Raw genomic sequence first — 23,391 nt, forward strand, 5'->3', positions numbered from 1 at the left:
TACAAAGAATAAAATAAAAAGCCAGTCAAATGACTGGCTTTTTATTGTTATAGCGTAGAGGTGAAACTGCTAAGCCTCTTCAGCAGTTTCAATATCACCTTTGCCCTTGGTCTTAAGCATGATTAGAGCGGTAACGATTAAGGTTGATACCACACCTGCTACAGTAGACAAGGTCATTGGAAGACCTGCACCTAATGTAGGTGAGCTAAGCATAAAGCTAATCACCACAGTCGTCATAAACATGGCTGGAATAGTACAGATCCAATGAAATTTATTTAGACGTAGTAAGTAAGCTGATGCTGTCCATAACATCATTACCGCAGTCGCTTGGTTTGCCACGCCGAAGTAGCGCCAAATCACACCAAAATCAACTTGAGTTAGTACTGCACCAGCAGCGAATAATGGGATAGCAAACATCAAACGCTTTGGTAGTTCGGTTTGAGGCATTTTGAAAAACTCAGCCAAGATTAAACGAGCGCTACGGAAGGCTGTATCACCAGACGTAATTGGCAATACAATTACACCTAATACCGCTAAGAAACCGCCTACAACGCCGAGTAACCCAGTAGATGCTTCATAAACCACGTTTGCAGGGTTGCCTGCCATACCTGCGTTTAGTCCTTCAACACCGCCGAAGAATGAAAGTGCGATAGCACACCAGATCAACGCGATAATACCTTCACCAATCATAGCGCCGAAGAATACAAAGCGGCCATTCGATTCATTTTCAACACAGCGTGCCATTAGCGGAGACTGAGTTGCGTGGAAACCTGAAATAGCACCGCAGGCAATAGTAATAAACAGTGCTGGCCATAGTGGCATATCATTCGGGTTAAGATTTGTTAGGAAGTCACCCACTTCAACGCCAGGTAATAGGCTATGCTCGCTAGAAACGATTAAGGCGATAGTTAAGCCTACAGACATAAATACCAATAGCGCGCCAAAGAATGGATATAGGCGGCCAATGATCTTGTCTACTGGTACGATAGTCGCAATTAAGTAGTAGCAGAAGATAATACCAACGAAGATGCTCACATCCCAACCGGTTAGCTTGCCAAGTAGACCTGCAGGAGCTGAGATAAATACCACACCAACAAGTAGCAATAGGATAATGGCAAATACGTTCATAAAGTGCTTAGCGCCTTTACCTAGGTATTTACCAGCAAGGCTTGGTACTGACTCACCGTTGTTGCGAACTGACAACATACCAGAGAAATAGTCGTGAACAGCACCGGCGAAGATACAACCAAGTACAATCCATAACATGGCTGCTGGACCGTATAGCGCACCAAGAATTGGACCAAAAATAGGACCCACACCAGCGATATTCAATAACTGAATTAAGTACACTTTACCTTTTGACATTGGCACATAATCAACGCCGTCAGTCTTTGTAAATGCCGGGGTTTGGCGCTTGGCATTGATGCCAAAAACTCTTTCGACAAATGCACCGTAAATGAAATAACCACCGATCAACAGACCGACGCAAAGGAAAAACCACGTCATAATTATTAACTCTCCAAACTTAGAATGGTCGCGAGTGTATAGATATTTATGACGTCTGGAAGTGGCAACTGACTGAGCGGTTAAATTCTCTAGTTAAGCGGCAGCATGGCGTTGTTAGTGGTTGTAGCGCACCAAGCTTAAGCCTACTGAAAATCAAATAACAGCTGGCTAGCTTATCGTTGCGCTGTGAGATCAGAGCTTTGCCTTTGCAGGAGCTGTGGCTTAATAAGTGTCTTTGGAACTTAAATTTAATTCATTGCAGTCGTTGCGTTTAACTACTTGGGTTGAAACAACTGAGTATGGTTTTTGTTTATTGAAAGCCAAATAGTTGTTTGAGTTGTTTTAAGTAGCGTCGTGACACTGGAACTTTTGCGCCGGAGCGAGTAGTCACTTCGGCACCTGCATCTTGTACTTCAATTTCTGCAATTGCTGTCGGTGCAATTAAATACTGCCTGTGGCAATAGATAAGTGAGGTTTTTTCTTCGAGTACCCTCAGTGTCATATGGGTGTGCACAAGCTCTGTTGCTGTTGCTACATGGACGCCGCTCATATCGCTATAAATATACTGTACTGAATCAGTGGCGATTACTTTGAGTTTATTGCCACAAAAACAGGGAATGTGCGCTAGCTTCTCGCTGATGATAGGCCCAAGTGCTTTAGGAGTAAGATCTTTACGTAATCTCGCTAAAGTACTAGTAAAGCGATTATCATCGATAGGTTTGAGTAAATAGTCGAAGGCTTGCTTTTCAAATGCGGTAATAGCGTACTCGTCAAATGCAGTGACAAACACGATCCTTGGCATGTCATCAGGATCGAGCATGGCGGCTAACTCTAATCCGGATATTTTTGGCATTTGAATGTCTAAAAATATCAGTTGAGGTTTGAGTTTTGTGATTGCTTGAATTGCTTCGATTGCATTACTGCACTGCGCCACAATGTCAAAATCTGGCTCGTTCTCAAGTAAAATCGCAATTTCTTCTCTAGCGTAGGGTTCATCGTCAATGATAATGCAACTAATCACGGTTAAGATCCCATATTCGGTAAGTGAATACTGATTGTAGTGTAAATATTTGGCTCAAAATCGATGGAGACTCCATATTGAGGGCCAAATATATTTTGAATGCGTTTATCGACAATGTTCATACCTAAGCCTTCGCTGTCTGTTGTGGGCGAGTAAAGCCCGGCATTATCTGTTACAGACAACAATAAGGTGTCATCTGCTAATTGTTCACCTTTAACGACTATCACACCTGCATCGAGCATGTTAGAGATGCCATGTTTAACCGCGTTTTCAATAATAGGCTGCAAAGTAAATGCTGGTAACTTGCATTGTTGCAATGACTCTGGAATTTCAATGTTGACGGTTAACTTATCGATAAAGCGCGCTTTTTCAATGGTTAAGTAGGAGTCGATATGCTCAAGCTCATCAGCCAGTGATACAAGGCCTGTGGTACGCTTTAAGTTTATGCGTAAAAACTGCGATAGGTTTTGAATGAGCTGGCGCGCAGTGTTGGGATCGCGGCGGATAATTGCCGCAATCGTATTTAATGCGTTAAACAGAAAGTGCGGATTCACCTGCGCCTGCAATAGCTTTAACTCAGCTTGAGTGAGTAAGCTTTGCTGCGCTGCAAAGCGACCATACAGAATTTGGTTTGACAACAAGCGGCCTAAGCCTTCACCTAAACTGCGATTAATATTTAAAAATAACTTTTTCTTAGGCTCGTAAAGTTTAATGGTACCTATCACCTCCGCATCAGAGCGCAGGGGAATAACTAAACATGAACCTAATTGGCACTCTTTTGAGATAGAGCAAGAGTAGGGCGTGTTGACGCCATCGGCAAACATCACTTTATCTTGCTCAATCGCATCTTGAGTGAGTTTTGAAGATATCGGCGTGCCGGCGATATGGTGATTGTCACCTATGCCGCAAAATGCCAGCAGCTTTTCAGTGTCAGTAATGGCGACCGCGCCCACTTTAGTTTCTTCAATAACTATTTGTGCAACTTGCTTGCTGGCCTCTTGGGTAAAGCCTGTTGATAATATACCGACACTGCGCTCTGCGATGCGTAAAGATTGTGTTGAAAACACTGATGACATCTTGTCGTACATGGCTTTTTGATCGCGAATAATACTCATAAACAGCGCCGCACCAACAGAGTTGATAAGCAGCATAGGTAAAGCTATTTGTTGGACTAAGATCCAGGCTTCATCAAAAGGTTTGGCTACCGATAAAATTATCAGCATTTGCATCACCTCTGCCGCAAAGGTAACTATGCATACCATCAACGGAGAATAAATTAACTCTTGTTGGCCGATACGGCGCAGGTAATAGCTAAATAGTCCCGCAGATAAGCCCTCAAGTGTTGTAGAAATCGCGCAGGCTAGATCGGTAAAACCGCCCATGCTGTAACGGTGTAATCCACCAGTGAGTCCGACAAAAAAGCCGGTAACGGGGCCACCAAGCAAGCCGCCTAACACTGCGCCCATTGCTCGGGTATTAGCAATAGCATCATTAGTTTGCTCACCAAAGTAGGTTGCCATGACGCAAAAGCCAGAAAAGATAAAGTAGATATAGACTTTATGGGGCAGGCGAGTAGCGGCTTCAGTAAATACTTTGAATAGCGGAGTCTTACTCATTAGATAAACGATCACCATATAAAGGCTCATCTGCTGAGTTAGAAGTAATATTAGTGACATGCAAGGCTCACAGGCTAAATTGCTGGCGGTTATCTAGTGGTGTATAGCTAAATTAATATAAGCTCACTTAGTCCAATCTACCTAGATAATTTTAGCCGTTTTGGCATGACTGCCAAGCAGATCAAAGTTTTCAACAGCAATATGGCGTATAAGGCGTTTAATATATACACCTTAATGAGATTAACAAAATGTCTGAGCTAACACTTGATTCAATTCATGGTCACAAGGTAATGGAGCTTATGCTTGCACATGGGCAGTCGTTAACTAAAGAAGCATTGAAATCATTGATGCACCAAACCTTTGGTGAGCAAGCTCTTTATCATACTTGTTCTGCATCTGAGATGGACGCTGACGCTTTAATTGAGTTCTTAGAAAAGAAAGGCAAGTTTATTCATTTTGATGATGGCATTGCAATTGCCGCAGACCGCATTTGTAATCATTAAATTTATATGGCCCGCTACTGCAGGCTTTTTTTATCTAATTTAAAAACTTGTTTTATGAATAGATGCTACGGGCAGACTTTAGCCATCAGCCATGAAGTATAAGAGTTATACCGACAAAATTGCTGATGTAATGAGTTAGAGCTGTAATAGTAAAAGCATACTCAAGCCTTATTGATGCTTAATCAACGGCATTAAATCAGTTGTAAAGCCACTTGGAAACTCGAATCCGCCAACTGTTTACAGCGGCAAACTTGGCCTTTTACAATATTTTGATTATCCATATCTGGATTAAATGTCACGGCAATTAATGTACCTAAAGGCATTGATTGTGTGCATTGCAATAATGCTCCCATACGAGATAGGTCAATGCAAAGAGCGGCTGCTGGCTTGGTTATAACATCGACTTCGCTTTGTATGCTAATCATGACCCTTTCTGACTCCATATCTACGCGAGCCGATTTGCGCCTGTCTTCTCTATAATTTTCCATGAGCGGTTATCCTTGCATCTATCAGTTTATCTCTTACTGGCAACTGTCGATATTAATAGTAAATGACTTCAATGAGAAATTTCATCATAAACTGTCTGAACGCTGGAGACAAAAAAGCCCAAAGCATTGCTTTGGGCTTGTCGTTTATAACGTGTCTACTTTTCGTCTTCGTCTCTAGGGCGAGGATAAGGCAGTTTTAGTTGTCCCCAACGGATCACAATTACCGTTGCTGCTAGCACTAATGTCGACAAGGAAATGGCGATTATTCGCCAGTCATCCATGGCTTTCATGTCTAAAATTAGATAACGGGCTAGGGCAACGATGGCGATGTACAGCGGCATGCGGATCGGCAATTTACCTGATTCGGCATAGTGAGACACCATTGCTAGTACTTCAAGGTAAATAAACAGTAGAAGTAGATCCGCAAGTGCAACGGCACCTACATCAAAAATATGTTTGATCTCTTGGCCAATCGCAACAACCGTGGCGATAGCAATAATAATAAGTACTAGATGTTCTATGGCCTTAATACTGGTAATGCCATATTTTCGATACATTTTATCCATGATGTTCCCTACTGCAGTCGTTTGATAAAGGGTATCAGCAAATCAAAAAAATGTGACATTATCGATGTGACGCTATTCACAATTGCGTTTGATATTTTTCTTGGTGAATCGTAAATAAATACAAATTGTAAGTGATATGTTTTTGATTCACCTAAATTGATAACGGTTTGTCTGATATTTAAATGCTTTAAAATCAAATGTATCGAATTTAAAGTTACGCTAAAGGGGAAGTGTTTAGGCCACAAATTGCAAATTTGGTGAACTGTCTGTTGAGACATGCCGATTAATGAGCGAGCAAGAGTTTATGCTGATTGGTATTAATCGCGTATTAGTTGATGTGATATATGAGCTTGATGAAAAAAGCATATAAAAAAACCGCCCTTAGGCGGTTTTCATCTTAAACGTAAATTAACGTTTAAGTGCTTCGCTCAATAATGGGCGGAAAGACTTAACTAATGCTGTAGTCGTCTTTGGAGAACCAGCAACGATGTTGCCAGAAACTAGGTAGTTGTGGTTACCAGTAAAGTCAGTAACAGTACCGCCAGCTTCACGCACGATCAGATCGCCTGCAGCGATGTCCCATGGCTTTAGACCGATTTCGAAGAAACCATCTACACGGCCAGCAGCTAAGTAAGCTAGATCAAGAGCTGCAGAACCTGCACGACGTACGTCAGCAGACTGAGTGAATGCAGTTGCAAATAACTTCATGTAAGTTTCAGTGTGCTGTTTAGCTTTGAATGGGAAACCGGTAGCAATAATAGTTTCGTCCAAATCTTTGTTAGCAACACGGATACGGAAATCGTTAAGTTTTGCAAACTTACCGCGTACAGCAGAGAACAGTTCATCACGGATTGGATCGTAAACAACAGCGACTTCAGTTTTGCCTTTGAATTGCATAGCAATAGAAACAGCAAAATGAGGAATACCTCTTACGAAGTTGTTAGTGCCATCCAGAGGGTCAACAATCCATACGTAATCTTTGTTTGTTCCTTTATTCTCACCAGTTTCTTCACCAATAATAGTGTGGTCTGGGTAAGATTTACGGATCTGATACGTGATTGCAGCTTCAGCTTCCTTGTCTACGTTAGTCACGTAGTCGTTAATGCCTTTTGAACTGACTTCAACTCGGTCTAGTTCTGCATAGGCGCGCAAAATCGTTTGGCCGGCAGCGCGAGCAGCGCGCACAGCAATGGTATGCATTGGAAGCATTGCAAATCCCCTGGATGTAAAAGAACGGATATAAATTATCGGAGGCGGATTATACTCTATTTGACCGTTATATCAAATGCTGATTTTTGTATAAGCAAAATGGGTCGCTTGTGGTAACATTCTTTCACGTGTTCTCTCAGAAAAATAAGTAGTTTCATGCTCAGCAATATTCGCGTCGTTCTTGTCGGTACTTCCCACCCAGGGAATATAGGTTCAACAGCCCGTGCTATGAAAACCATGGGGTTATCCACTTTATATCTAGCGGAGCCAAAAGTTGAGCCAGATGGCCACTCTATTGCGCTAGCAGCGGGTGCATCAGATATTTTAAAGCACGCTATAACAGTTGGCTCTGTAGAAGAAGCGATTGCAGATTGTAGCTTGGTTATCGCAACCAGTGCTCGTAGCCGCACGTTAGATTGGCCAATGCTAGAGCCGCGTGAAGCAGGTGAGAAGCTTGTAGGTTCTGCACTAAACGGCCCGGTTGCTATTGTGTTTGGTCGCGAAAATAACGGCCTAACAAATGAAGAACTGCAGCGTTGTGATTACCATGTGGCTATTCCGGCTAACCCAGAATATACCTCATTAAACTTGGCTCAAGCAGTACAGATTATTTGTTATGAAGCCCGTGTCGCGCATCTAGCACAAGTACAAAGCACAACAGAAGTTGGCGCGGTAGAAGGTGATGAGTCTGAGCAAGACTACCCATCATCAAAAGAGCGTGAAAACTTTTTCGAGCATTTGGAAAATACCTTATTCTCGACCAACTTTATTGTTAAGAATCATCCTGGCCAGGTCATGACTAAGTTACGTCGTTTATTTAGTCGTACTCGTATTGAGCGCCAAGAGATGAATATTTTGCGCGGTATTTTAACTTCGGTTGATAAAGTCGTTGCTAAAAACGAGACTAAAGATAAGTAAAGCGCTAAAAAGGAAGTAGCTAAATGGGTGTTATCGCAAGACTGAAAGACGACATAGCCTCTATTTACCATAGAGATCCAGCGGCTAACGGTACAATTGAAATTTTATTCAATTACCCGGGAATGCAAGCGATTTGGATCCACAGGGTGAGTAATAAATTGTGGGTTAGAAATTGGCGACTTTCAGCGCGATGTTTGTCAACGTTTTCACGTTGGCTAACCGGAGTTGAAATTCATCCGGGCGCAACGATTGGCGACCGCTTTTTTATCGACCATGGTATGGGCGTAGTCATAGGTGAAACCGCAAATATCGGCAACGACTGTACGCTTTATCATGGTGTGACCTTAGGTGGTACAACATGGCAGGCAGGTAAACGCCACCCAACATTAGGTAATAATGTGGTGATTGGTGCGGGTGCTAAGATATTAGGTCCGATTACCATGCATGACGGAGCTCGTGTGGGCTCAAATTCTGTAGTAGTAAAAGATGTGCCTGCAGACACTACAGTTGTCGGGATCCCTGGCCGGGTAGTGGCAACGCCGTCGGCGCAATCAAAAGAAACCTCACAGCGCCGCACTGAAATGGCTAAAAAGTATGGTTTCGATGCTTATGCGGTATCACCAGATAATCCAGATCCGGTTGCTAATGCGATTGGTCAAATGCTCGATCACATGCATTTAATGGATTCTAAGGTCCAAGAAGTCTGCCAAGCCGTACAAACTTTAGGCGGAAGTGTCTGCACTGAGAAGCTGCCAGAGCTCGATGTTGAAGATTTTAGTGAAGCAGAATTAGCGGCAGCGCAGAAGCGTCAGAAGTCATTAGATGAGTTTGATCCCATTATCTAGCAGAATGTGCGTTTAAAATCTTAAATGCCATTGAATCTTGCCTAATAAACAGGTTAAATACCCCAGCAAAATGACGGGGTATTTAATTCCTGTCATGATCCTATTAATACCTGACCAAATTGCTAGGTTTTATACTTGACTAAAATAGTCGGGTATGTTGAAATTAGCCTATGCTTTTTTGGGAGACGTAGTAGCATGAAACTTACATCGAAAGGTCGGTACGCAGTCACAGCAATGTTAGATGTTGCTATGCATTCAACAAATGGTCCTGTGCCATTAGCCGATATTTCTGAGCGTCAAGGGATCTCTCTATCTTACCTCGAACAACTCTTTGCAAAACTTAGAAAGAACGGCTTGGTTTCAAGTGTCCGTGGGCCCGGTGGTGGATATCGCCTAGGTACAGACGCTTGTGAGATCTCAGTTGGTATGGTTGTACGTGCGGTTGATGAGTCCGTCGATGCAACACGTTGCCAAGGTCAGGGAAACTGCCAGAGTGGAACGCGATGTTTAACCCATTCTCTGTGGGGAGACTTAAGTAATCAAATCTCCGATTTTTTGAATGGCATATCGTTAGCAGGATTAATGCATAAAAGAGATGTGCAGTTTATCTCCGTTAAACAGGATAAATTGCAGCAGGAGCAAAGGCTCAGCATTTAGCAGCTTTTGTTATGAATATAAAAATTATTTTTTGTACGTTGTAAGTGGTCTCCGCTAGAGGCTACAAAGTACGGAGTGTGTGATGAAGCTACCTATCTACTTAGATTATGCTGCGACGACGCCGGTTGACCCTCGCGTTGCAGAGAAAATGATGAAGTGCATGACAATGGACGGCATTTTTGGTAACCCAGCGTCTCGTTCTCACCGTTACGGCTGGCAAGCTGAAGAAGCGGTTGATATTGCGCGTAACCAAATTGCTGACCTTATCAATGCTGACCCACGTGAAATTGTTTTCACATCTGGTGCAACTGAGTCTGACAACCTTGCAATTAAAGGTGTTGCTCACTTCTACCACAAGAAAGGCAAGCACATCATCACCAGCAAGACAGAACATAAAGCCGTTCTAGATACTTGCCGCCAACTTGAACGTGAAGGCTATGAAGTGACTTACCTTCAGCCTGAGCCAAGTGGTCTAATTCCGGTTGCTATGATTGAAGCTGCTATGCGTGAAGACACTATTTTAGTGAGCATCATGCAAGTGAATAATGAAATCGGTGTTATTCAAGATATCGACGCAATTGGTGAACTTTGTCGTTCACGTAAGATTGTATTCCATGTTGATGCGGCGCAAAGCGCTGGCAAAATGCCTATCGACGTGCAAAAGACTAAAGTCGACTTGCTGTCTATTTCAGGCCACAAAATGTACGGCCCGAAAGGTATTGGCGCACTATATGTGAGCCGTAAGCCACGTATTCGCCTAGAAGCAGCAATGCACGGTGGCGGACATGAGCGCGGCATGCGCAGTGGTACACTAGCAACTCACCAAATCGTGGGTATGGGTGAAGCTGCAGCAATTGCAAAAGCGGATATGGATGTAGACAACGAGCGTATTCGTCGTTTACGTGACAAGCTTTGGAATGGTATTAACCACATCGAAGAGACTTATATCAACGGTGATATGGAAAACAGACACTGCGGTAGCCTAAACGTCAGCTTCAACTTCGTTGAAGGTGAGTCATTAATGATGGCATTAAAAGACTTAGCAGTATCTTCAGGTTCAGCATGTACTTCAGCAAGTCTAGAGCCTAGCTACGTATTACGTGCATTGGGTCTGAATGACGAAATGGCGCATAGCTCAATTCGATTCTCAATCGGTCGTTTCACGACAGATGAAGAGATCGACCATGCAATAGAAACGATTAAAGAATCTATTGGTAATTTAAGGGAAATGTCTCCGCTTTGGGAAATGTTCAAAGACGGTATTGATCTAGACACAGTTCAGTGGGCACACCACTAACCTTAACTTAATTCACGAATAGATAAATTGGAGTTGTATCATGGCTTATAGCGAAAAAGTAATCGACCATTATGAGAACCCACGTAACGTTGGTTCATTTGATAAAAATGATCCGTCAGTTGTGACTGGCATGGTAGGCGCACCAGCTTGTGGTGACGTAATGAAGCTACAACTGCGCATCGACGACAACGGTATTATCGAAGACGCTAAGTTTAAAACTTACGGTTGTGGTAGTGCTATTGCTTCTAGCTCACTAGTAACTGAGTGGGTTAAAGGCAAAACAATTGAAGAAGCTGGCGCAATTAAAAACACTGATATTGCTGAAGAGTTAGCGTTACCACCAGTAAAAATTCATTGCTCAATTTTGGCTGAAGATGCGATTAAAGCCGCTCTTGAAGAGTACAAAACAAAGCAATCTAAGTAATACCTGGAGTTAAGATGGCAATTAGTATCACTCCCGCAGCGGCTGAACGTGTTAAGAGTTTCTTAACTAGCCGTGGCAAAGGTTTAGGCTTACGTTTAGGACTTAAGACATCAGGTTGTTCTGGTATGGCTTATGTACTTGAGTTTGTTGATGACCTGAATGACGACGATGAACTTTACGATGTCGATGGTGTAAAAATTATCATCGACGCTAAAAGCTTTATTTATCTTCAAGGGATTGAGTTGGACTTTGTTAAAGAAGGTCTAAACGAAGGTTTCCAATTTAATAACCCGAACGCGAAAGGTGAATGTGGCTGCGGTGAGAGTTTTACCGTTTAAGCCATTTAAAGTTAAACTATGAATTATTTCGAGCTGTTTAGTTTACTTCCTTCCTATGATGTCGACACCGCCTTACTTGCAGATCGCTATCGCGAACTGCAAAGGGCGGTTCATCCCGACAAATTTGCTAACGCAAGTGAGCAAGATAAGCGTCTGTCAGTGCAACGCACTGCGCAAATTAATGACGCTTTCCAAACGCTTAAAAATCCAATTCAACGCGCTGAACATTTGTTAGCACTGAAAGGGTTAGAGCTTAGTCATGAATCTACCACGTTAAAAGATACGCAATTTTTAATGCAGCAGATGGAATGGCGTGAATCGCTTGAAGATATTGCTCACAGTAATGATCCTGAAGACGATATAGCCGCGTTATACGACTCTTTTGACCAATACGCTAAACAGATCACTGCAGAACTAAAAGTGTTATTGATTAGCGATCTTGAAGTGGATCATTTGCAGGCTGCAGATCAAATTCGTAAACTCAAGTTTATGGCAAAATTACAAGATGAGTTGACTAGGGTGGAAGATGCACTCTTCGATTAGTCAGCGGTCTTAATTTTATAATATTGTTGGCTCAAGCTATTGAGCCAACATTTTTTTAAGTTGGATATTTATGGCACTTTTGCAGATAGCAGAGCCTGGACAGAGCGCTGCTCCCCACCAACATCGTCTCGCCGTTGGGATAGATTTAGGCACCACTAACTCACTTGTTGCTGCGGTTCGTAGTGGCGTAGCGAATACTTTACCTGACGAAGATGATAGACATTCTTTACCTTCAGTCGTTCGTTATACCCAAGATACAGTGATGGTAGGGCGAGACGCTGAAGCGTTTTCTGCTCAAGATCCGCAAAATACCATAGTGTCAGTTAAACGCTTTATGGGTCGTAGCCTAGCTGATATTCAGTCTGGCTCGCAGTCTTTTGCTTACGAGTTTGAAGCAAGTGAAAATGGTTTACCGATATTTGTCACGCCAAGCGGTAAAGTTAACCCAGTACAAGTTTCTGCCGAAATTTTAAAGCCGCTGGTGGCCCGTGCGGAATCAACACTTGGTGGCACGTTAGAAGGTGTGGTGATAACCGTTCCTGCTTACTTTGATGACGCGCAACGTCAAGGCACTAAAGATGCAGCAGCACTGACTGGTGTAAAAGTATTACGTCTTTTAAATGAACCAACAGCAGCAGCGATTGCTTACGGTTTAGATTCAGGTCAAGAGGGTGTAATCGCCGTTTACGACTTAGGTGGCGGTACTTTTGATATTTCAATTCTACGTTTAAACAAAGGCGTATTTGAAGTTTTGGCAACCGGTGGTGATTCCGCTTTAGGCGGCGATGATTTTGACCATGCGCTGCAGGCTTATTTAATTGAACAATGGCAGTTAGTTGATGTTAGCGCTAGCCTCAATCGAAAAATACAGATTGAAGCGCGCCGGGTAAAAGAAGCATTAACTGATGCAGCAGAAACAGTCGCAAGTGTTATTGATGATAACGGTGCTGAGCAGTCTTTATCTATCAGCCGAGAGCTATTTGATAGCCTGATCAGTAAGCTTGTAAAGAAAACCATCGCAAGTTGCCGCCGCGCACTGCGTGATGCCGATGTTAGCGCTGATGAAGTACTTGAAACTGTCATGGTTGGTGGTTCAACTCGAGTGCCTTTAGTGCGCCAAGAAGTTGAAAGCTTCATGGATAAAACGCCGTTAACTTCTATTGACCCCGATCGCGTGGTTGCCATTGGCGCAGCGATTCAAGCGGATATCTTAGTCGGTAATAAGCCAGAATCTGATTTATTGTTACTTGATGTTATTCCATTATCGCTTGGTATTGAAACCATGGGCGGCTTAGTTGAGAAAGTGGTTTCACGTAACACCACTATTCCAGTTGCCCGTGCGCAAGAGTTTACCACGTTTAAAGATGGTCAAACGGCAATGGCGTTTCATGTGGTTCAAGGTGAACGTGAGTTAGTGGCTGATTGTCGCTCACTGGCTAAGTTTACTTTACAAGGTATTCCGCCGCTTGCGGCCGGCGCTGCACATATTCGAGTGACGTTCCAAGTTGATGCAGATGGCTTGCTAAGCGTAACGGCAATGGAAAAATCCACCGGGGTGCAATCAAGTATTCAAGTTAAGCCGTCATTTGGTTTAAGCGATGAAGAAATTGGCAGTATGCTGAAAGACTCGATGGCTAATGCGAAAGATGATATTACTCGCCGTATGCTAGCTGAAAAGCAGGTTGAGGCTGCTCGTGTGCTCGAGTCATTAAGTGCTGCATTAAATAAAGACGGTGATTTACTGTCAGATGATGAACGTACAGCTATTCAAGCCGATATGGCATTACTTGCACAAACTGCAAGTGAAGAAGATGCTGATGCGATTGAAAAGGCTATTGAAGCATTAGATACGGCGACGCAGGACTTTGCTGCTAAGCGTATGGATAACTCAATTAGACTCGCTTTAAAAGGGCAGTCGGTTGACAATATATAGGTAAGGTTATGCCACAAATTGTATTTCTACCCCACGAAGAGTTGTGTCCAGATGGCGCAGTAGTTGAAGCGCAAGAAGGCGAGACGGTTTTAGACGTTGCACTACGTAACGGCATCCATATTGAACATGCCTGTGAAAAGTCGTGTGCTTGCACCACTTGTCACGTCATTATTCGTGAAGGCTTTGATGAGCTAGAAGAGAGTGATGAGCTAGAAGACGATATGCTAGATAAAGCATGGGGTCTAGAGCCTGAAAGTCGTTTATCTTGCCAATCACGAGTGCCAGCCTCTGACTTAGTGGTGGATATCCCTAAGTACACTATCAATATGGTTAGCGAAGGTTAGTCCTAGGCGAACTTAAATTGATTTTTTAAAAGCCAGTAGCTAAATCTACTGGCTTTTTTGTTTTTATTATCTTCTCCAAGAATCCTGCTAACAGGCATTAGTTTGCGGTTATAAGCAATGAATACAACTTTCTTTATTTGTGTTCGGGAAGCATTTTTCAAAAAATGCTTAGATTAGCTCACCTTTTTAAATGATTGCTTCGAGTTGGCTTATACTCAATCAAGTGCAGATAAAAGGAGCGTAACGATGAAGCTAAAATGGATAGATTCATTAGAAATTGCTTTAGAGTTGTTAGAGAAATATCCCGAGGTAAATCCTGAAACAATTCGCTTTACCGATCTAAATGAGTGGATATTAGCACTTGATTGTTTTGACGATGATCCTAGCCATTGCAATGAAAGAGTACTCGAAGCAATTCAGGCAAATTGGATTGCTGAAAAATGAGACACTTTGGCAGCATTAAGCTTATAAGTGTGATATCGATCTACTCTGTTGATTGTTGACTGCGCAATTCCATTTGCAGTTGATCCGTATCAAGTGTCGTTGCAAAAATTGTTCTAGATTGAAGTCTAATTTTGAGTGGCTTTGGTTTAAGTCATCATTTTTCATTATTTTGAGAAAGGGATGTGAACATGCGTAAGTTATTATTATTAGGCACAATCTTGTTATCTCCTGCTGTTGCTTTTGCTCATGAGGGGCATGGTGGTGTTGGTTTATTTCATCACTTTGTTGACTTAGCTCCGGCGTTAGCACTTTTAGCGGTTATTGGTGTAGGCTTTGTTTGGGTTAAAAAACGTAAGTAATATTGTGATAAATGATTGGCTAATTTAGTTGGTCAATCGTTTAGCTTTAGTTAAATTAGCTATAAAAAATGCAAAGTGACGGCTGTAAAGTGTGACCCACCCAGACTTTTTGTATCCAGATATCAGACTTATCTCAATTAGATGGCCGTTAAAGGGTAGGCAATAGGTGCATAATTTCGTATAATCCGCGCGAAAATTAAAACCCCTATATTCAAGAAGGAAGCTTTTCATGGCTATCGAACGTACTTTTTCTATCATTAAGCCTGATGCTGTTGCAAAAAACCACATTGGCGCTATCTATAACCGTTTTGAAACGGCTGGCCTGAAAATCATCGCTTCTAAAATGGTTCACCTAAGCCAAGAGCAAGCTGAAGGCTTCTACGCTGAGCACAGCGAGCGCCCATTCTTTGGTGCACTAGTTGCATTCATGACTTCTGGTCCTATCATGGTTCAAGTTCTTGAAGGCGAGAACGCTGTTTTAGCTCACCGTGAAATCCTAGGTGCAACTAACCCTGCTGAAGCTGCTGAAGGTACAATCCGCGCAGATTTCGCAGAAAGCATCGATGAGAACGCTGCTCACGGTTCTGACTCACTAGCATCAGCTGAGCGTGAAGTAGCTTACTTCTTCAGCGCTGAAGAGCTATGCCCACGCACTCGTTAATTCGAATGTGTGACACAAAAAGGAGCCTTTTGGCTCCTTTTTTGTTTTCTGTGCCCCATCCTAAATAACGTTGACACTTTTCAAACCTTTTTTGGAGAGTGTGATGAAATCAATAAATAAGCGAACCCAGAAAGATTACTCCCTTGCTTTTAACCTGGCTGTAGTGGACCAGGTAGAAAAGGGATGCTTAACTTACTTTTTACACTGTATATACTGAGCTGATTGGTCTTACTTCAGACATACTTGCGGTAGCAATTAGCTAATGGCATTTTTTAATATAGTGCTGGAGTGGGTGCAAGCATTGTTAAATTACAGTCACTCTTCTTGTTATATATCGAAGGTTACTTTCTATTTTTAGTTAAAAATATTTGTATGACCAAGCATCATAATATGTTTGCGGTTAAATATTATTCAAATAAAAGTAGTTTCTTAATTTTCTCACTTATTAGTTAAATGTATTTGAACACCTTCATCGACCCAATGTTTATCTTGTGTTGTATGTTGGTTTTATTTTTGTTTTTAAATATACAATCCGTTAACCTTATTTTAACAAATATATTATTTTTGATACATGTGCACTGCTACTTATTTATCTTTTACTTAATCTTATTTCGCCTGCTATATTTCTTAAGTTGTTGCTTTGCATTTATTTTTTTGGGTTCCTAATTTTTTAAATGTATCAAATAATATCTTTATAGTTATTTTTATGTTGCGACTGTTGACATAAAAGTTAAATTTAAACAGTATTTAACTCAGAGGCGTTAACCGCTCGTTTAAATAAAACTAAAATAAATTTAACTATTCCATTTTTATTTCTGGAATTGAGGGAATTAATATGAGCTCTGTATCATTAACAGCAAAAGCTATCCGTAGTAGCTTTATTGCTGCAGCCGCAACAAGCGTTGCTTTATCTGGGTTTGTTTATGCAGAAGAATCAGCTGCAGGAAGTAATGCAGAAGAAAGTGTTGAACGTATTCAGGTAACCGGTTCACGTATTAAGCGTGCAGACATGGAAACTTCTAGTCCTGTAAGCGTAATCGATGCCTCAGCTATTATGGCATCAGGTGCGACTTCTATTGATGACGTGTTACAGAAAATGACCGCGTCAGGCGGTGCAATGACCAATGCTGCTGTTAATAACGGCTCAGGCGGTAACGCTCGTGTTAACTTACGCGGTCTAGGCTCTAACCGTACTCTGGTATTAGTTAATGGTCGTCGTATGATTGCCTCTGGTACTGGTGCTGCTTCATCTGTGGATTTGAACACGATTCCTGTTTCAATGATCCAACGTGTTGAAGTACTAAAAGATGGCGCGTCAGCTGTATACGGTACAGATGCGATTGCTGGTGTGGTAAACGTTATTTTGAAGCGTGATTTTGAAGGCTTTGAAATGAATGTACAAACGGGTATGTCTGGTCACGGCGATGCCGATGAAACAAGCGTTGATTTTACCGTTGGTAATACGTTTGACAAAGGTAACGTAGTTATTAATGCCCAATTCACTAAACGTGGTGATGCAAGCCAGGCTGATAGGGACTTCTCTGAGTGTCCTATTGCTGAAACTTCTGGCGGAAGTGAACTGTATTGTGGTGGTAGCTCATATTCAGAAGGCGGCCATATTTGGGGCGATAAGAACCATGGTATCGTAGGTTCAGGTGAAGACGGTGCTTATGAAATAGGCGATAGTGGTTACTATGGTCACTATATTGCTGGTGATGACGGTAAAGCAAAGTTTGCTTACTTCGACCCGAATAAAACCGAAGCTGACTTAAGTGGTCGTGGTGGCGAATACCATGACTTTACTAATGAAGATAAATATAACTATTCAAAAGATAGCTATCTTTCAACACCGATGGAACGTTTGAACCTTTCATTCTCTGGTACTTATGAGCTATCAGATTCAATCATGTTCTTTTCTGAAGCTATGTACTCTAAGCGTTGGTCTGAGCAACAAATGGCTCCACAGCCAATTTGGAACAGCACTGCGTGGGCGTACGATTCTTCTTGGATGAATAAAGAGCTGGTTGGTCATGTACAGGAAGGCGAAAAACTAAATTACGGTCGTCGTGTGGTTGAGTCAGGTACACGAGATTTCTCACAGGTTGTAGATACTGTTCGTGTAGTTGTAGGACTTGAAGGTGAGTTTGAAAACGGTTGGACTTGGGATGCCTCTTACAATAAAGGTAAGAATGACTCTGTAGACACTCTCGCAAACCTACATAACCTAGGTTCAATTAATGATGCAGTATTAGCACAAGAGTTTGATCCTTTTACTCAGTCTTCATGGGAAGGTGAGAGTATTGCACCGTATATTTATACAGAAATTAATGCTGGTGGCAGTGAGCTAGATATTATGGCCGCTACGTTGTCAGGTGAAATAATGGAGCTACCTGCTGGAGTCCTAGGCTTTGCAGCTGGTTATGAGTTCAGAAAAGAGTCTGCTTATTATACGCCAGATTCATTAACATCACAGGGGCTAGCGAATGATCCGCGTGTAGAGGCGACGGCCGGTTCTTTTGACGTAAATGAAGCATATGCTGAGCTTGCTATTCCATTACTAAGTGATTTACCGTTAGCGCAACAAGTTGATTTGAGTGCTGCTATCCGCTACTTTGATTACAGCACATTTGGTTCTGATAATACGTGGAAGCTAGGTCTAACTTGGCGCATGACTGATGACTTAATGGTTCGTGGTGGTATGTCTACTGCATTCCGTGCACCTACAGTCAGTGAGCTATATGGCGGTAAGTCTCCATCGTTTGACCAAATTGTTCACCCAGCAACGGATCAAACCCAAGCAGAAGTGACTGTCGGTGGTAATCCAAATCTAACTCCTGAAGAAGCTGATATCACAACGCTAGGCCTAGTTTACTCACCTAGTTTTGTTGAAGGTCTATCTTTCACTGTTGATTACTACGATATTGAGATAAGCAATACAATTACAAAAGTATCTTCAAACTACATTGCAAATCAGTGTTTAGATGCCGGTGGCAATAAGATTAATACAGGTACTGCGCTATGTCAGTCTTCAAATATCGAAATTGATGGAACAGGTCGAATCTCATTTGATAACGGGCTACAAAACGTTGGTCAAACTAACACCTCTGGTTACGATATTAACGTGGCATATGTATTTGAAGGTTTAGGCTTAGATTGGAGAGCGGGTCTAGATACTTCACTTCTAAATGAATATGAAGAATTTGACCAAGACGGTAACAAGGTGGATTACCGTGGTTACATCACAGGTGGTGTCGGTGCTTACGCTAAACTAAAGACTAACTTTAATTTGACTGCTACCGGTCGTGACTGGAGCGCAACATACGAAGCGCGCTATATCGACGGTATGGATTCATTTGCTTGTAAAGATGATCCATCAAAGTGCTATGCCCCTAGTGTAGATACTGTTATGTACCATGATCTATCTGCAACATATGACGTAACTGAAACGGTTCGCTTATCAGGTGGTGTAAACAACCTATTTGATGAGCAGCCTCCATATTACACAGGTAATAACGATTCAAATACTGACCCGTATACTTATGACGTACTTGGCCGCTACTTCTTTGTAAGAGCAAGTGTAAAGTTCTAATCATAAAATAGTATTTAGTACATAATAAAAAACCTCCTTAATGGAGGTTTTTTTATGGCTATTTACAGCGACTATCAATCGACACTTAATCATGAGCTTTAAAAGCAAACAAACTAATGATTCAGTCTTAACTCTTGCCTATGCTGCTGACTAAAATGGTTACTGCAACTTAGACAGCGTTGCTCTAGCGGATCTTTTGCTAAGCGTTCAGGCTCTATTTCATTCTCACAATCACTGCACACACCGTACAAACCAATTTCAAGCTGACAGCGAGCGGCATCTAAGCGCATCAGTTCAAAAAATAATGGGTGCTCACATAAGTGAACTTCAGTCATGATTTGAATGAGTTCACAAAGAGAATAATTAAGCTGGTCCATTAGCTTGATTTGCATTTCGGGGAGTGCAGCAATCTTGTCTCTTAACTCCGACTCTATATTCGATAGAGTCTGCTGGATTTGGCTGGTACTCACTTCTATTGCCTGTATTTATCGACTTTAACGGCCTATCAGTCTAATCAAGCAGTCATTCGGCGATATGACTGAGATCAAGTCAAACCAATATTTAGTGGATTATGACGATAAATACGACTTAAGATTGATCTAGTCAGGTAATTTGGCTCGTGCTTGGCGAAGAACCTGAATAATCTCATCTGCAGTTTTAAAGACCCTTAGTTCCCTAAACAGCTCATCTGCCTCGCTGTATTGGCGATTCAAGTATCCAAACCATTGCTTAATTCGAGCGGGGTAATAGGTGCTCTTACGGCCTTCTAGTTCTCGGTCAGTGTATTGCAACATGAGTTCTAGCGCTTGTTGCCAAGAGTAAGCCGCTTCACCTTTTATATGGGAAGCTAAATTTGGTAGCGATATTGCTCCACGGCCAACCATAATGCTGTCGCAACCTGTAACTTGCATACAACGCTCAGCATCATCCTTATTCCAGATCTCACCATTAGCAATAACTGGAATTGGCAATTTATTATTGATATCGGTGATGTATTCCCAGTAAGCAGGCGGCTTATAACCGTCGACTTTACTGCGAGCATGTACAGCCAGCTCGCTGGCACCAGCTTCATATATCGCAAGCGCATTTTCCATATAAAGTGACTTGTCGTTAAAGCCTAAGCGAATTTTGGCTGTTACAGGCTGGTCATTTGGCACTGCCTCTCGCATTGCTTTGACTACATTATAAAGCTGCTCAGGATACTGTAGCATCACAGCGCCGCCATTACTGCGATTGACCATTTTGGCAGGGCAGCCAAAGTTAACATCGATACCTTTCGACCCCAGCTCAATTGCTCTGATAGCATTTTCTGCCATCCAGCCAGGCTCTTGGCCAAGCAGTTGCACTCGCACTGGTGTGCCAGATAGTGTTTGGCCACCATGTTGTAATTCTGGGCAAATACGATAGAACACCTTTTCAGGTAGTAGTTGATCAACCACGCGAACAAACTCGGTGACCATAAGATCATAAGGGTTGATTGCAGAGAGAATATCTCGCATTAAATCATCAACAACGCCTTCCATAGGCGCCAAAATTATTCGCACAGACTTGTCCAATATATCGCTATTTCAAGGCGCAGCATTCTACCTTATCGCAAACTCTGAGGCCAACATAAACAAGCCTCATAAGCCCTAGGCTCGGCTATTAACACTGACCGTAGGATATCTTTTAAACCGTAATTGAACCTCAACCCTATATAAGTGGGCTGTTACTAAAACTGCAGATCTTGCTTTCATTAGATTAAAAATCGCAGTTAAACATCGAGATATCCAAGCCATATGTCCCGCGCATTATTTGACCTAACAGCTTTAATGAGCCATAAATGTGATAGATGTATAAAAATTGAAATTAAATTGCTAACGACAAGGTCTAGTTAAGCAAGCCAACAAAATGTGCCGTTGGTAACCGATATTAAAGTTGATTAAAGAAAAGGAAGATATTATGAAATTAGTTAATAAAACTGCAATTACTGCTGCTGTAGGTGCTGTTGTAATGGGAAGTGCATTAACAGCCAGTGTACAAGCAAGTCCATTTGGTTATAGTGAAATGTCTGCCGGTTACCAATTATTCGCAGGCGAAGGCAAGTGTGGTGAAGGTAAGTGTGGCGGCGAGAAGAAAGATGCCAAAGAAGGTAAGTGCGGTGAAGGCAAATGTGGTGGCGACAAAGCTAAAGCCAAAGAAGGTAAGTGTGGCGAAGGCAAGTGCGGTGGCGACAAAGCTAAAGCCAAAGAAGGTAAGTGTGGCGAAGGCAAGTGCGGTGGTGACAAAGCTAAAGCCAAAGAAGGTAAGTGTGGTGAAGGCAAGTGCGGTGGCGACAAAGCCAAAAAAGAAGGTAAGTGCGGCGAAGGTAAATGTGGTGGTTCAAAATAAGCTTTCCCAGCACTAAAAAGGGGTCAGCATATCGCTGGCCCTATTTGTTTGTGAGAATAATGTAGGCGTGCAGTATGACAAATAATAGGCTTAATCAAGGACAAGTTGGATTGGGACTTAGGCGAGAAATGTTAGATGAGTTTTGCCAAATAGTGCCTAACGACATTAACTTTTTTGAAGTAGCACCTGAAAACTGGATGACGCTTGGTGGCAAGTTTGGCAGACAGTTTAGAGAGTTGACCGAAAAGCATGAGTTTTATTGCCATGGTTTATCACTTTCTATTGGTAGCCCAGAGCCGCTAGATCTTGAGTTTGTTAAAAACGTAAAAGCCTTTTTAGACTTACACCAAATTAGCACCTATTCAGAACATTTAAGTTACTGCTCTGGCAGTGGCCATATGTATGATTTAATGCCAATTCCTTTTACAGCAGACGCTGTAATGCATGTTGCTAAGCGAGTAAAACAGGTAGAAGACATTATTGAACGACCTTTGATTTTAGAGAATGTTTCTTTTTATGCTGCGCCAGGGGCAGAGATGTCCGAGGTTGAGTTTGTTAACGCAGTCATGCAAGAAGCTGACTGTAAAATGCTTCTGGATGTAAATAATATCTACGTAAATTCGATTAATCATAACTACGATGCGCTTGAGTTTTTAAAGGCGATGCCAACAGACAGGATTGCTTATTTACATATAGCTGGACACTATGAGGAAGCTGAAGATCTGATAGTGGATACGCATGGGGCAGATATTATAGATCCGGTATGGAAGTTACTCGAAGCATGTCATCAATTTCATGGCGTTTATCCAACCTTGCTTGAACGCGATTTTAATATTCCCAGCACCAAAGAGCTACTGTTGGAGATCAATCAGGTTCATGATTATCAAAATCGGCATTTAACCAGTGTAAAGAGGAGTGCTTAATGAGCTTTGTTGATGTGCAACAAAATTTTATGGATTATATAAAAGATCCATCTTTACCTTTGCCTGATGGTATTGAAGCACGCCGAATGAAAATATATCGCGAGCTTTTTTTTAATAACATCGATGGTTTTGTGTCGAATGCCTTTCCTGTGTTGAAGAGTTTATATGCCGAGCAAGATTGGCTTAAATTAGTGCAGACATTTTTTATTAATCATGACTGTAAAACGCCGATTTTTATTGAGATTGCACAAGAGTTTTTACTGTTTTTACAAACACAGTATCAGACAACTGAGCAAGATCCGCCTTTCATGTTAGAGCTTGCCCATTATGAATGGTTAGAGTTAGTTGTTGCCGTAGCACAAGATGATCCTAATCAGCAATTGATAGAGACTGGTTGGCAAGAGATAACTCAAATTAAGCTATGCGTTTCTACTGCGGCACAAATTGCGCAATACGCTTTTGATGTGCAGCATATTAGTCCTAGTCATCAACCAAGTGAACCGAGTGACAATCCGCAGTTCTTTTGTATTTACCGTGATGCTGAAGAAGAGGTCGTTTTCTTGCAATTAAACCCATTAACCGCGCAAGTACTTGCCTATATGGCGCAATACAATTATGTGGATTATGAAGTGTTAATTGATTGGTTATTAACAACATACGCTCAGATTGAACCCGATGCGCTGCGACAAGGTTGCCAGCAATTACTGATGGATCTCAGTAGTAAAGGCATAATTAAACAATTTATTGAGCAATAGGCTTTACTATTAGGGGGACGGATCTCTATAATGACCGCAAAAATTGATCTAGATCAATAAATGCAGTTAACAATAATAATTA

General features: G+C 42.0%; 25 protein-coding genes. 17 read left to right on the forward strand and 8 right to left on the reverse strand.

Features of this window, described 5'->3' with window-relative positions; translation table 11 throughout:
- Nucleotides 1-69: 69 nt before the first annotated feature.
- From MSG37_RS13745 to MSG37_RS13755, 3 genes are all read right to left on the reverse strand, one after another.
- Entirely contained in the window at nucleotides 70-1,506 is a 1,437-nt protein-coding gene (locus tag MSG37_RS13745; RefSeq protein ID WP_248471224.1) for a carbon starvation protein A, read from the reverse strand.
- 310 nt (nucleotides 1,507-1,816) lie between these two features.
- The gene (gene btsR, locus MSG37_RS13750; protein WP_248471225.1) at nucleotides 1,817-2,527 is read right to left on the reverse strand and encodes a two-component system response regulator BtsR; all 711 of its coding nucleotides are present in this window, start codon (nucleotides 2,525-2,527) and stop codon (nucleotides 1,817-1,819) included.
- Nucleotides 2,528-2,529: 2 nt separating this feature from the next.
- Nucleotides 2,530-4,203 (reverse strand): sensor histidine kinase, encoded by a 1,674-nt coding sequence (locus tag MSG37_RS13755; RefSeq protein WP_248471227.1) that lies wholly within the window; start codon nucleotides 4,201-4,203, stop codon nucleotides 2,530-2,532.
- A gap of 188 nt (nucleotides 4,204-4,391) precedes the next feature.
- Between MSG37_RS13755 and MSG37_RS13760 the strand changes: the two genes are divergently transcribed.
- Complete coding sequence (locus MSG37_RS13760; RefSeq protein WP_248471228.1) at nucleotides 4,392-4,646, forward strand: YecH family metal-binding protein; 255 nt, start codon at nucleotides 4,392-4,394, stop codon at nucleotides 4,644-4,646.
- A 191-nt stretch (nucleotides 4,647-4,837) separates the two neighbouring features.
- Here the strand turns inward: MSG37_RS13760 and MSG37_RS13765 are convergent, their stop codons facing one another.
- From MSG37_RS13765 to suhB, 3 genes are all read right to left on the reverse strand, one after another.
- On the reverse strand, nucleotides 4,838-5,134 hold the full coding sequence (locus MSG37_RS13765; RefSeq protein WP_248471230.1) for a PilZ domain-containing protein: 297 nt from the start codon (nucleotides 5,132-5,134) through the stop codon (nucleotides 4,838-4,840).
- A 155-nt stretch (nucleotides 5,135-5,289) separates the two neighbouring features.
- Complete coding sequence (locus MSG37_RS13770; RefSeq protein ID WP_248471231.1) at nucleotides 5,290-5,700, reverse strand: phosphate-starvation-inducible PsiE family protein; 411 nt, start codon at nucleotides 5,698-5,700, stop codon at nucleotides 5,290-5,292.
- Nucleotides 5,701-6,108: 408 nt separating this feature from the next.
- Complete coding sequence (gene suhB / locus MSG37_RS13775) at nucleotides 6,109-6,909, reverse strand: inositol-1-monophosphatase (protein WP_248471232.1); 801 nt, start codon at nucleotides 6,907-6,909, stop codon at nucleotides 6,109-6,111.
- Nucleotides 6,910-7,065: 156 nt separating this feature from the next.
- On the opposite strand from suhB, the gene trmJ reads away from it, so the two are divergent.
- From trmJ to MSG37_RS13840, 13 genes are all read left to right on the forward strand, one after another.
- Nucleotides 7,066-7,827, forward strand: a complete 762-nt coding sequence (trmJ, locus tag MSG37_RS13780) for a tRNA (cytosine(32)/uridine(32)-2'-O)-methyltransferase TrmJ (RefSeq protein WP_248471233.1) — start codon at nucleotides 7,066-7,068, stop codon at nucleotides 7,825-7,827.
- Nucleotides 7,828-7,850: 23 nt separating this feature from the next.
- Entirely contained in the window at nucleotides 7,851-8,672 is an 822-nt protein-coding gene (cysE, locus tag MSG37_RS13785; protein WP_248471234.1) for a serine O-acetyltransferase, read from the forward strand.
- 195 nt (nucleotides 8,673-8,867) lie between these two features.
- Nucleotides 8,868-9,329 (forward strand): Fe-S cluster assembly transcriptional regulator IscR, encoded by a 462-nt coding sequence (gene iscR, locus MSG37_RS13790; protein ID WP_028767226.1) that lies wholly within the window; start codon nucleotides 8,868-8,870, stop codon nucleotides 9,327-9,329.
- 82 nt (nucleotides 9,330-9,411) lie between these two features.
- Nucleotides 9,412-10,626, forward strand: a complete 1,215-nt coding sequence (locus tag MSG37_RS13795; RefSeq protein WP_248471235.1) for an IscS subfamily cysteine desulfurase — start codon at nucleotides 9,412-9,414, stop codon at nucleotides 10,624-10,626.
- Between the two features lie 40 nt (nucleotides 10,627-10,666).
- The gene (iscU, locus tag MSG37_RS13800; protein ID WP_028767228.1) at nucleotides 10,667-11,050 is read left to right on the forward strand and encodes a Fe-S cluster assembly scaffold IscU; all 384 of its coding nucleotides are present in this window, start codon (nucleotides 10,667-10,669) and stop codon (nucleotides 11,048-11,050) included.
- Between the two features lie 14 nt (nucleotides 11,051-11,064).
- Nucleotides 11,065-11,388, forward strand: a complete 324-nt coding sequence (gene iscA, locus MSG37_RS13805; protein ID WP_248471236.1) for an iron-sulfur cluster assembly protein IscA — start codon at nucleotides 11,065-11,067, stop codon at nucleotides 11,386-11,388.
- 18 nt (nucleotides 11,389-11,406) lie between these two features.
- Nucleotides 11,407-11,931: a co-chaperone HscB gene (gene hscB, locus MSG37_RS13810; RefSeq protein ID WP_248471237.1), complete on the forward strand. Its 525-nt coding sequence runs from the start codon at nucleotides 11,407-11,409 to the stop codon at nucleotides 11,929-11,931.
- A 70-nt stretch (nucleotides 11,932-12,001) separates the two neighbouring features.
- Nucleotides 12,002-13,864 (forward strand): Fe-S protein assembly chaperone HscA, encoded by a 1,863-nt coding sequence (gene hscA, locus MSG37_RS13815; protein WP_248471238.1) that lies wholly within the window; start codon nucleotides 12,002-12,004, stop codon nucleotides 13,862-13,864.
- An 8-nt stretch (nucleotides 13,865-13,872) separates the two neighbouring features.
- Entirely contained in the window at nucleotides 13,873-14,208 is a 336-nt protein-coding gene (gene fdx / locus MSG37_RS13820; RefSeq protein ID WP_248471239.1) for an ISC system 2Fe-2S type ferredoxin, read from the forward strand.
- A 246-nt stretch (nucleotides 14,209-14,454) separates the two neighbouring features.
- Nucleotides 14,455-14,652, forward strand: coding sequence for a Fe-S cluster assembly protein IscX (iscX, locus tag MSG37_RS13825; RefSeq protein ID WP_248471240.1), 198 nt, complete (start codon nucleotides 14,455-14,457; stop codon nucleotides 14,650-14,652).
- 188 nt (nucleotides 14,653-14,840) lie between these two features.
- Complete coding sequence (locus tag MSG37_RS13830; protein WP_248471241.1) at nucleotides 14,841-15,011, forward strand: hypothetical protein; 171 nt, start codon at nucleotides 14,841-14,843, stop codon at nucleotides 15,009-15,011.
- Between the two features lie 229 nt (nucleotides 15,012-15,240).
- On the forward strand, nucleotides 15,241-15,672 hold the full coding sequence (gene ndk / locus MSG37_RS13835; protein ID WP_248471242.1) for a nucleoside-diphosphate kinase: 432 nt from the start codon (nucleotides 15,241-15,243) through the stop codon (nucleotides 15,670-15,672).
- 835 nt (nucleotides 15,673-16,507) lie between these two features.
- The gene (locus tag MSG37_RS13840) at nucleotides 16,508-19,261 is read left to right on the forward strand and encodes a TonB-dependent receptor (RefSeq protein WP_248471243.1); all 2,754 of its coding nucleotides are present in this window, start codon (nucleotides 16,508-16,510) and stop codon (nucleotides 19,259-19,261) included.
- Between the two features lie 113 nt (nucleotides 19,262-19,374).
- Here MSG37_RS13840 and MSG37_RS13845 read toward each other — a convergent pair whose 3' ends face one another.
- Nucleotides 19,375-19,731, reverse strand: a complete 357-nt coding sequence (locus MSG37_RS13845; RefSeq protein WP_248471244.1) for a TraR/DksA C4-type zinc finger protein — start codon at nucleotides 19,729-19,731, stop codon at nucleotides 19,375-19,377.
- A gap of 129 nt (nucleotides 19,732-19,860) precedes the next feature.
- Nucleotides 19,861-20,805, reverse strand: coding sequence for a tRNA dihydrouridine(16) synthase DusC (dusC, locus tag MSG37_RS13850; protein ID WP_248471245.1), 945 nt, complete (start codon nucleotides 20,803-20,805; stop codon nucleotides 19,861-19,863).
- Nucleotides 20,806-21,202: 397 nt separating this feature from the next.
- Between dusC and MSG37_RS13855 the strand changes: the two genes are divergently transcribed.
- The 3 genes from MSG37_RS13855 to MSG37_RS13865 all read left to right on the forward strand — a co-directional run bounded on the left by MSG37_RS13855 (nucleotide 21,203) and on the right by MSG37_RS13865 (nucleotide 23,309).
- Nucleotides 21,203-21,631: a hypothetical protein gene (locus MSG37_RS13855; protein WP_248471246.1), complete on the forward strand. Its 429-nt coding sequence runs from the start codon at nucleotides 21,203-21,205 to the stop codon at nucleotides 21,629-21,631.
- Nucleotides 21,632-21,705: 74 nt separating this feature from the next.
- Nucleotides 21,706-22,554, forward strand: a complete 849-nt coding sequence (locus MSG37_RS13860) for a DUF692 domain-containing protein (protein ID WP_248471247.1) — start codon at nucleotides 21,706-21,708, stop codon at nucleotides 22,552-22,554.
- Nucleotides 22,554-23,309, forward strand: a complete 756-nt coding sequence (locus tag MSG37_RS13865; protein WP_248471248.1) for a putative DNA-binding domain-containing protein — start codon at nucleotides 22,554-22,556, stop codon at nucleotides 23,307-23,309. The genes MSG37_RS13860 and MSG37_RS13865 overlap by 1 nt, the downstream gene beginning before the upstream one ends.
- The last annotated feature ends 82 nt before the right edge of the window (nucleotides 23,310-23,391 follow it).

Source organism: Shewanella sp. 1CM18E (genome assembly GCF_023161665.1).
Lineage (GTDB): Bacteria > Pseudomonadota > Gammaproteobacteria > Enterobacterales > Shewanellaceae > Shewanella.

Coding starts and splice junctions, on each gene's coding strand:
- MSG37_RS13855 (WP_248471246.1), top strand. CDS start 21,203: ATGAAATTAGTTAATAAAACTGCAATTACTGCTGCTGTAGGTGCTGTT.
- MSG37_RS13865 (WP_248471248.1), top strand. CDS start 22,554: ATGAGCTTTGTTGATGTGCAACAAAATTTTATGGATTATATAAAAGAT.
- iscR (WP_028767226.1), top strand. CDS start 8,868: ATGAAACTTACATCGAAAGGTCGGTACGCAGTCACAGCAATGTTAGAT.
- hscA (WP_248471238.1), top strand. CDS start 12,002: ATGGCACTTTTGCAGATAGCAGAGCCTGGACAGAGCGCTGCTCCCCAC.
- hscB (WP_248471237.1), top strand. CDS start 11,407: ATGAATTATTTCGAGCTGTTTAGTTTACTTCCTTCCTATGATGTCGAC.
- iscA (WP_248471236.1), top strand. CDS start 11,065: ATGGCAATTAGTATCACTCCCGCAGCGGCTGAACGTGTTAAGAGTTTC.
- cysE (WP_248471234.1), top strand. CDS start 7,851: ATGGGTGTTATCGCAAGACTGAAAGACGACATAGCCTCTATTTACCAT.
- MSG37_RS13755 (WP_248471227.1), bottom strand. CDS start 4,203: ATGTCACTAATATTACTTCTAACTCAGCAGATGAGCCTTTATATGGTG.
- iscX (WP_248471240.1), top strand. CDS start 14,455: ATGAAGCTAAAATGGATAGATTCATTAGAAATTGCTTTAGAGTTGTTA.
- MSG37_RS13830 (WP_248471241.1), top strand. CDS start 14,841: ATGCGTAAGTTATTATTATTAGGCACAATCTTGTTATCTCCTGCTGTT.
- MSG37_RS13765 (WP_248471230.1), bottom strand. CDS start 5,134: ATGGAAAATTATAGAGAAGACAGGCGCAAATCGGCTCGCGTAGATATG.
- MSG37_RS13795 (WP_248471235.1), top strand. CDS start 9,412: ATGAAGCTACCTATCTACTTAGATTATGCTGCGACGACGCCGGTTGAC.
- ndk (WP_248471242.1), top strand. CDS start 15,241: ATGGCTATCGAACGTACTTTTTCTATCATTAAGCCTGATGCTGTTGCA.
- suhB (WP_248471232.1), bottom strand. CDS start 6,909: ATGCTTCCAATGCATACCATTGCTGTGCGCGCTGCTCGCGCTGCCGGC.
- fdx (WP_248471239.1), top strand. CDS start 13,873: ATGCCACAAATTGTATTTCTACCCCACGAAGAGTTGTGTCCAGATGGC.
- trmJ (WP_248471233.1), top strand. CDS start 7,066: ATGCTCAGCAATATTCGCGTCGTTCTTGTCGGTACTTCCCACCCAGGG.
- iscU (WP_028767228.1), top strand. CDS start 10,667: ATGGCTTATAGCGAAAAAGTAATCGACCATTATGAGAACCCACGTAAC.
- MSG37_RS13760 (WP_248471228.1), top strand. CDS start 4,392: ATGTCTGAGCTAACACTTGATTCAATTCATGGTCACAAGGTAATGGAG.
- MSG37_RS13860 (WP_248471247.1), top strand. CDS start 21,706: ATGACAAATAATAGGCTTAATCAAGGACAAGTTGGATTGGGACTTAGG.
- MSG37_RS13840 (WP_248471243.1), top strand. CDS start 16,508: ATGAGCTCTGTATCATTAACAGCAAAAGCTATCCGTAGTAGCTTTATT.
- MSG37_RS13745 (WP_248471224.1), bottom strand. CDS start 1,506: ATGACGTGGTTTTTCCTTTGCGTCGGTCTGTTGATCGGTGGTTATTTC.
- MSG37_RS13770 (WP_248471231.1), bottom strand. CDS start 5,700: ATGGATAAAATGTATCGAAAATATGGCATTACCAGTATTAAGGCCATA.